The organism is Bradyrhizobium hipponense (assembly GCF_008123965.1).
Classification (GTDB): Bacteria; Pseudomonadota; Alphaproteobacteria; order Rhizobiales; family Xanthobacteraceae; genus Bradyrhizobium; species Bradyrhizobium hipponense.
In genome coordinates, this window is the sequence record NZ_VSTH01000294.1 from 1 (window position 1) to 661 (window position 661).

The window sequence follows — 661 nt, forward strand, 5'->3', positions numbered from 1 at the left end:
GGCAGCTTGCTGATCGGTGGGGTCGTCGGCTTGGCGCAGGAGCTTCCATTCCCAGGGCAGCAGTTCGTGCAGACGCGAAGCGGGAAGATCGGCGATCCGGGCGAGGACGTCGGCGAGCCAGGCTTTGGGATCGACATCGTTAAGACGACAGGTGGTGATCATTGTCAGCATGATGGCGGCGCGGTCGGCGCCGCGCAGGCTGCCGGCGAAGGTCCAATTGCGCCTTCCCAAGGCGATGCCGCGCAACGCTCTTTCGGCGGCGTTGTTGCTGAGGCAGATCCTGCCATCGTCGAGGAAGCGGGCAAAGTCGGCCCAGCGCCTGAGCATGTAATTCATGGGCTTCAGGACCTCGGAGGAGCGCGAGAGGGTTTCGCGCTCACGCAGCAACCAGGCGTGCATGTCCTCGAGAAGCGGCTTGCTCTTTTCCTGGCGCACGGCGCGCCGCTCGTCGGCGCCGCAGCCATTGATGGCGCGCTCGATCTCGAACAACGCATCGAGGCGTCTGACCGCCTCCAGCGCGATCGGAGAGACCGGTTTGCCCTTCTTACCTTCCCGAGCATTTTTCTCGATGTCAGCCAGCTCGAAGAAGCCCCGCCGCGCATGGGCAAAGCAAAACGCCGGCGTAATCGGCAGCACCTTCCTCTGCGGGTCGAACAGCGGC

Annotated in this window: 1 protein-coding gene; it reads right to left on the bottom strand. The window is 64.3% G+C overall.

The window, feature by feature from the left end; genetic code table 11:
• Positions 1-661, bottom strand: a 661-nt coding sequence (tnpC, locus tag FXV83_RS42045) for an IS66 family transposase (protein WP_148745858.1), incomplete at both ends; no start/stop codon positions are given.